Source organism: Paenarthrobacter sp. NPDC057981 (genome assembly GCF_042886835.1).
In the GTDB taxonomy this organism is placed as follows: domain Bacteria; phylum Actinomycetota; class Actinomycetes; order Actinomycetales; family Micrococcaceae; genus Arthrobacter.
On sequence record NZ_JBHVQI010000029.1, the window covers coordinates 43780 to 50845 of the forward strand.

Below are 7066 nucleotides of genomic sequence, written 5' to 3' on the forward strand. Positions count from 1 at the left end.
TGCTCTCCCTGGAATAGGTCTTGTACACCCATTCAAGCCGGAGGCTCCTCCGCGCACCCCTAGCGGGTGTCATCAGTTGGACATGACAAATGTCATCGGGTTACTCGCTCCCCCGGCGCTCGGCTTCGCGCTGCGCCCGGCGGCTTCCCGGCCGCGCCGGCGTGTGATCGGTGCCTTGGCTGCTGTCGGTAGTTGCCCGCGCACCGGCGTCGTTCCTGTCGTCCTTTTCAGAACCCACGACGACGGCGGCCGCGGCCAGCGCGCCGGTGTCGTCAAGGTCGTCGGCGCTAACGGTCGGTCCGCCGGCGGCGGCAAGCCGCTTCATGCCGGTGGCCTTGACCACCAGGACGGCGATGAGGGTTGTGACCGGAATGGCGAGGACCAAGCCGATGGAGCCCACCAGGGTGCGGATGACTTCCTCCGACAGCTCGGCGCTGGTGAGAGCCTCGGCCAAGGGGCGGTCGTACAGCATCACGATGATCAGGATCGGAAGTGCTGCGCCCGCGTAAGCGAACGCGATGGTGTACACGGTGGACGCGATGTGGTCCCGGCCAATCCGCATGGCCGAGGAGAAGAGCTTCCGCGCGCTGGTGTTCGGGGCGAGTTCGTAAAGCTCCCATACGGCCGAGGACTGGGTGATGGTGACGTCGTTCAGGACACCCAGGCCGGAAATGATGAGGCCGCAAAGGATGATTCCGGAGATGGAAATTTGAGGCGACATGTTCACCAGCGTCGCGGCATCGTGGTTTCCTACACCGGCGAGGTTGGCTGCATCGGTGGCCCAGGCGGCAAGCAGTGCGGTGATACCGAGCCCGAAAATGGTCCCGAGCAACGCCGTGGATGTTCGCGCCGAGAATCCGTGGGCGAAGTAGAGGACACCGATCATGATCACCGTGGAGCCCACCAACGCCAACAACAGCGGCGGCTTGCCCTCAACCAGGCCAGGCAGAATGAAGCTGACCAGGACGAAGTAGGCACCCACCAGCCCCAGGAGCGCACGGAAGCCCCGCCAACGGGCCACTGCAATCACCACCACTGCGTACAACACCGCCAAGGCGGCAATGGGGATGTTGCGAACGAAATCCACGAAGACATACGCGGGCGCGCCGGTGCCGGCGTTACTGCCCTGGACCCCGGAAAGGTTCAGGTAACGGATGGAGTCGCCCACATCCACGCCGTGTGACATGGCCACATCGGGGTTGATGACCACCTTTACCGCGTCCCCGCCCTTGTCCGGAACCGTGAACGCGAAGGTGCACTGGGAGCCGCCTGCCTGGTTCTGGTTTTGGCCCGTTTGGCTTTGGGCACTGCTGTTTTGGCCCGTTTGGGTGCAGCTTTCCACCACTACGCTCTGGATCCTGCCGGTATCGAAAGTCACGCCCGGGGCTGCTTGGTAGGGACTCGAAAAATTGATCCCCTCCCTGTTGCCCGAAGGCCACATCAGCAGCATCGCCACAAGCGTCAGGGCACCCAGGGGCACCAGCACCGCCGCCAGCAGCCAGTTGGCCCGTTTCCGGGAAGCGACTGCCTGCGGGCTTGGCTCCAAACCTTCAGAATGACCGTGGGAGTGACTATGACCCATCAGCTGCAAAACCTCATGGGTCAAGCCTACGTGGACGGCAGGGCGCTCCAGACTCAGGCCGGCGGGATGTTCTGGTTCACGCGGAAGAGGTTGTCGGGGTCGTATTTCGCTTTGACGGCCACCAACCTTTCCCAGTTGGGCCCGTAATTGTCCGCGACCCGGTTTTGGTCCTCCGAGTCCATGAAATTGATGTAGCCGCCCGCTTCCGAATGCGGTGCCAAGGCCGCCGCGTACCCTCGGGTCCAGGCGATGTTGGCCTCGTTGTCCGCGGGATCGGGCCATTGCGTTGCGATGACCGGAGAGAACTTCATGTCGCGGTGGGCGAAGGCAGTGTCCTGGACGCCTACCCGCGACACAGCGCCATCGATGGGATAGACATGGACCGCGGTGTTCATGCTGGTCACGGTGGCCCCGAATTGGGCGTGGGCAGCAATTGCCCCATCGTTGAGTTCGCGCAGGAAGTTGGCCTTCCAATACCCCTGCATGCCCTTGGGATTGAGTCCATCAAAGGCCACGTTCAGCGCCGGATAGGGCATGGGCCCCACCATGGACCCGGCCACAGGAGCGGCCTCCAGGAACGGCTGCCAGCGTGCATCCCCTTCAGCAGGATCCCCCGTCCACATTCCCACCACAACGCACACTGCCTTTCCGTGCCATTCCTCGGGGAGGAAAGGAACGGGCGGGCCCTGGTGGAAGCCGAGGAATGCCCCGAACTCTTCGGGTGCGGAGGCGATGTAATCACGGTAGAACCTGGCCACCGCGGGGATATTCTCAGCCCCGTAAATGATGATGCCCGCATGGACCATGTCTACGGGATGAAGTTCGAACTCCAGGGACGTGACCACACCGAAGTTGCCGCCACCGCCCCGGATAGCCCAGAACAGGTCTTCATTCTGTTCGTCACTGGCGATCAGAAAGTTTCCGTCCGCGGTGACGACATCTGCCGAGACAAGGTTGTCGCAGGACAACCCGTACTTCCTGGCGAGGTACCCGATCCCCCCGCCCAACGTCAGGCCCGCGACACCGGTGGATCCGACGATGCCGCCGGTGGTCGCGAGCCCGAAAGCGTGGGTGGCGTAGTTGAAGTCGGCCCACGTCGTCCCGCCCTCGGCCCGGGCCCTGGAACGCTGGGGATCCACCCGGACCCCAGTGCGGTTAACGAAGTCCAGCACCAGTGCATCGTCCCAGGTGCCAAAGCCGGGAGCGCTGTGGCCACCTCCCCTGATGGCCAGGGGAATGGAGTTTTCACGGGCGAAATTCACGCCGGCGATGACGTCGGAAACCTGCGCTACGCGGATGACACCGGCAGGGCGTTTGTCCACCATGGCGTTGAAGACGGCACGTGCTGCGTCGTAGTCAGGATCTTCGGGAGTGACGAGCTGCCCGCGCAACTGTTCCCGCAGTCCGTCGAGGGCTATTGGATTCATAGTACTTACCATCGATTCAGCCGTGAGACCGGACTTTCCTCACGCTTCTCCCCCTGTTCGTGACGGCGTGGGGGCTTACTTCGATAGGACTACTCCTGAGCCTTGGCCGCGTCAAGAACCTTTGACAAGGACCCGGAAACAGCAAATCCTGCCCGACCCGTGCTACAGGGTCAGGCAGGATTCGCAACGCTCCAATGAAGCCGGGTCAGTCGCTGACTATCACCGTATCAGCGCCCCGGACATGGGCTTTGCCGGACTCCAGCAAGGGCTCAAGGACTGTTCGCAGGGCTGTCATGGACTCGTCAACTTCCAGCAGCACGGGGTGCTGGTAGGCAATGAGCGCCAACAGGTCGCGAACGGCAAAAGCGGCTTCCTCGGCCGACAGGCTGGGGTCGTGGCCCAGAAAGACGTCCGATGGCTCCTCGGAGTCACCTTTCGCGTAGCTGATGGCGAACGCCTGGATCTTTCCCTTGCGGCTGGCCGGAACACCCTGGCCAAAGGCACTGGCCTTGGGCGCACGCAGCACAATGGCACCATGGGCGCCGGTCAGGTCATGCAGGAACAGGCGCTGGACAGTGGCAATGCTGAGCTCCCCCGGGCTGTCCCAGTGGTGAACGTGGGTGTAGTACTTGCCCACGACGTCGCTCAGCTCAACGGAACCGGTTGCCAGGTCCTCCACGCGTTCGGACGCAGCTTCTTCAGATCCATCGCCAAAGCGCGGAAGCGGGAGCGGCTCCGGGTCCACGACCACCAGCTGCGACCTCTGGATGGGCGAAAGCCCGGCAGCGGCAGCGAACGCCGCACCGGCCGTGTCCGGCTCCACCTTGCTGCGCAGCTTGGTAACCCCCGACGGCGAGTTGCCGGCTTCCGCGCGAAGCATGGTCAGCAGGGTGGCGCCGACGCCTTCACGGCGGTGGTCCTTGGCAACCTCGATGTAGGCCCAGAGCCGTTCCGGGTGAAGCGACGCCTCGTGGACCACACCTGCCGCAACAGGAATCCGCACGCCGTCCACCACGTCCTCGGCCACGATGCACCGCCGCCAAGGCTGGTTGCTCGACGGCGCAAATGCCGCACGGAACTGCTCCGCCGGGAGGGTCTCAGGACCACCCCAGATCTCCAGGAGGGCGAGATCGTCGCCTTCCTTCCATTCGCGGTATTCCAGTGCCACGACTAGGCGCCGATCAAACGTGCAGCCAGGTAGCCCTCGACCTTGTCCAGGGAAACGCGTTCCTGGCTCATGGTGTCGCGCTCACGGATGGTCACGGCCTGGTCTTCGAGGGTGTCAAAGTCAACGGTGATGCAGAACGGAGTACCGATTTCGTCCTGGCGACGGTAGCGTCGGCCGATGGCACCGGCGTCGTCAAAGTCGATGTTCCAGTTCTTGCGCAGCTGGGCGCCCAGCGCCTTGGCCTTCGGCGAGAGGTCTTCGTTGCGGCTCAACGGAAGGACGGCGGCCTTGACCGGGGCCAGTCGCGGGTCCAGCTTCAGTACGGTACGGACGTCGACTCCGCCCTTGGCGTTGGGTGCCTCGTCTTCGGTGTACGCGTCGATCAGGAACGCCATGAAGGAGCGGGTCAAGCCGGCGGCGGGTTCGATCACAAACGGCGTGTAGCGCTCGTTGGTGGCCTGGTTGAAGTAGCTCAGGTCCGTGCCGGAAGCCTTGGCGTGTGTGGAGAGATCGAAGTCCGTACGGTTGGCGATGCCTTCCAACTCACCCCACTCGGAGCCCTGGAAACCGAAGCGGTATTCGATGTCCGTGGTGCCCTTGGAGTAGTGGCTGAGCTTTTCCAGCGGGTGCTCGAAGAAGCGGAGGTTCTCTTCGCGGATGCCCAGGTCCCGGTACCAGGACATGCGCTCCTTCATCCAGTACTGGTGCCACTCAACATCGGTGCCCGGCTCAACGAAGAACTCCATCTCCATTTGCTCGAACTCACGGGTACGGAAAATGAAGTTACCTGGCGTGATTTCGTTACGGAAGGACTTGCCGATCTGGCCGATGCCGAACGGGGGCTTCTTCCGCGAGGTGGTGAGCACGTTGTTGAAGTTGACGAAGATGCCCTGCGCCGTTTCCGGACGGAGGTAGTGCAGGCCTTCTTCGCTGGCCACAGGGCCGAGGAAGGTCTTCAGGAGGCCTGAGAATTCCTGGGGTTCGGTCCACTGTCCACGGGTACCACAGTTGGCGCAGACGATGTCGGCCAGGCCGTTTTCGGCAGGGCGGCCCTTCTTTTCCTCATATTCCTCTTCGAGGTGGTCCGCACGGTAACGCTTGTGGCAGGAAAGGCACTCAACCAGGGGATCCGAGAAGACCTCGACGTGGCCGGAAGCTTCCCATACCTGGCGGGGCAGGATGACCGAAGAGTCAAGGCCAACGACGTCTTCGCGGCCGCGGACCATGCTCTGCCACCACTGGCGCTTGATGTTTTCCTTCAATTCCGCACCGAGGGGACCGTAATCCCATGCAGAGCGGGAGCCACCATAGATTTCACCGGCCTGGAAGACAAAGCCCCTCCGCTTGGAGAGGGAAATGACCTGGTCAAGGACGGATTTTGCTGCCATGGGTAACTCCATTTGTTCTACAGGGCCGCTGGGTGCGGTCCGCGGGTGGTTGGCCCCGGTTCCGGACAGGGTCGTCCGGCGGGGTGTTGGGGGAATTTGCTGACTCCTACCCTACCGGCCTTTCGCCGCACCTCTCCGTGCGAATGCTCCCTTTGGCCACGGCAAAGTGGCAATGATGATCGCCGCAAGGGTCAGCACCGTGCCCAGCACCGTGGGCAAGGCGACCACCGTACCGGACGTGGGGATCACGACGTCGAGCATCAGCGACCCCAGCAGTTGCCCGGCAATCATGCCCAAGCCGGTGATAAGAACGCCGAGGCTGCGGACCAGCAGGGCCGCCAGGCCGATCGCAACGCAGCCCAGTGGGCCGCCAAGGTAGTACCACAACTGTGCGGGCAACGGATTGCCGGTTCCCACGAGCGACGCCTTGATCAGCCAGGCGATCCACAACACCACCGATCCTGCCAGGAAATTGACCACCGTCGTGGCCAGGGGCGTGCCGTAGTGCACGGTGGCCGTACCATTCATGGCTTGCTGAAAGCTCATCAGGAAACCCGCCAAAAGCGGCAGCAAGATCGGCAACACCATCATTCCGACGTCGGTGGAGACGCCGAAATGCGGCGACACCGCCCACGCGACCGCCGCGACAGTGAGGACACTGCCCAACACCCGCAGTCCCGTGATGGAGCGTTTGCCGCCCGGGGCAATGCCGAGCCGATCCACCAACAGACCGCTGAGGGTCTGGCCGGTCACCGAGGCAACCGTGAACACGGCCACGCCCAGAAGGCCCACGGTGTATGACTGTGCGAAAACGAAGAAAGCTCCGACGCCACCGGCCATCACGTAGAACGGCGGGAAGCTGCGGCTGCGGACGGCAGGAACGATGCTCAGCAGCCCGGCCCTGCCCTTTGGCGTGCTCAGGGAAATCACGGCAATCACTGCCAGGCCCGTGGTGAAGCTCACTACGGAAGCGGCAATGCCGTCGTTCAGGACAGCGCTCAGTGCCCCGTTGATGCGTCCCTGAATCGGGAGCACCAAGCCGGTGACAAGTGCGAGGATGAGGCCGACGGCCAAAGGAAGGGCGGGACGGGACGAAGGCTGCGGCACCGTCACCACACTACTTCAGGCATCATTGCTGTATGAGCAACCCCGAAATCGAAGAGATTCCCATCCGCGACGACATGATCCGCCTCGGCCAGCTGCTCAAGCTCGCCAACCTGGTGGAGGACGGCGTGGAGGCTACGGAGCTCATCAAGAACGGCCTGGTCAAGGTCAACGGAGAGATCGACGAGCGACGCGGCCGCCAACTCCATGCCGGCGATACCGTGACCGTCAACGGCCAGACGGTCCGGATCACCCCCGCCTAGCCCTCCGGAGTTTTTGTACACATAACGCGCTTATGAACCGGGCGGTTTCAACTTGCTAGTGCAACACCGTCGATTAGTTTGGTCAGTCTTTCAGTTGGGGTGTCCCATTCGAGGGTTTGACGCGGTCGGATGTT

6 protein-coding genes are annotated in these 7066 nt (G+C 63.0%); 1 reads left to right on the top strand and 5 read right to left on the bottom strand.

Annotation, left to right across the window (positions count from 1 at the left end; translation table 11 throughout):
• Positions 1-100: 100 nt before the first annotated feature.
• The 5 genes from ACFVSI_RS19385 to ACFVSI_RS19405 all read right to left on the bottom strand — a co-directional run bounded on the left by ACFVSI_RS19385 (position 101) and on the right by ACFVSI_RS19405 (position 6681).
• Positions 101-1582 (bottom strand): YibE/F family protein, encoded by a 1482-nt coding sequence (locus ACFVSI_RS19385; protein ID WP_387827273.1) that lies wholly within the window; start codon positions 1580-1582, stop codon positions 101-103.
• Between the two features lie 53 nt (positions 1583-1635).
• On the bottom strand, positions 1636-3009 hold the full coding sequence (locus tag ACFVSI_RS19390; protein WP_387827275.1) for an FAD-binding oxidoreductase: 1374 nt from the start codon (positions 3007-3009) through the stop codon (positions 1636-1638).
• A 205-nt stretch (positions 3010-3214) separates the two neighbouring features.
• The gene (locus ACFVSI_RS19395; protein ID WP_387827278.1) at positions 3215-4177 is read right to left on the bottom strand and encodes a GNAT family N-acetyltransferase; all 963 of its coding nucleotides are present in this window, start codon (positions 4175-4177) and stop codon (positions 3215-3217) included.
• Positions 4178-4179: 2 nt separating this feature from the next.
• Positions 4180-5565 carry a glycine--tRNA ligase gene (locus tag ACFVSI_RS19400; RefSeq protein WP_387827281.1) on the bottom strand — a complete coding sequence of 462 codons (1386 nt, stop codon included), beginning with the start codon at positions 5563-5565 and terminating at the stop codon, positions 4180-4182.
• Between the two features lie 111 nt (positions 5566-5676).
• Positions 5677-6681 carry a DMT family transporter gene (locus tag ACFVSI_RS19405; protein ID WP_387827285.1) on the bottom strand — a complete coding sequence of 335 codons (1005 nt, stop codon included), beginning with the start codon at positions 6679-6681 and terminating at the stop codon, positions 5677-5679.
• Positions 6682-6704: 23 nt separating this feature from the next.
• On the opposite strand from ACFVSI_RS19405, the gene ACFVSI_RS19410 reads away from it, so the two are divergent.
• The gene (locus tag ACFVSI_RS19410; protein WP_387827287.1) at positions 6705-6932 is read left to right on the top strand and encodes an RNA-binding S4 domain-containing protein; all 228 of its coding nucleotides are present in this window, start codon (positions 6705-6707) and stop codon (positions 6930-6932) included.
• Positions 6933-7066 lie beyond the last annotated feature (134 nt).

Bases quoted from the DNA above. Each gene is read 5' to 3' on its own strand.
- ACFVSI_RS19385 (WP_387827273.1), bottom strand. From the start codon at position 1,582: ATGGGTCATAGTCACTCCCACGGTCATTCTGAAGGTTTGGAGCCAAGC.
- ACFVSI_RS19390 (WP_387827275.1), bottom strand. From the start codon at position 3,009: ATGAATCCAATAGCCCTCGACGGACTGCGGGAACAGTTGCGCGGGCAG.
- ACFVSI_RS19400 (WP_387827281.1), bottom strand. From the start codon at position 5,565: ATGGCAGCAAAATCCGTCCTTGACCAGGTCATTTCCCTCTCCAAGCGG.
- ACFVSI_RS19410 (WP_387827287.1), top strand. From the start codon at position 6,705: ATGAGCAACCCCGAAATCGAAGAGATTCCCATCCGCGACGACATGATC.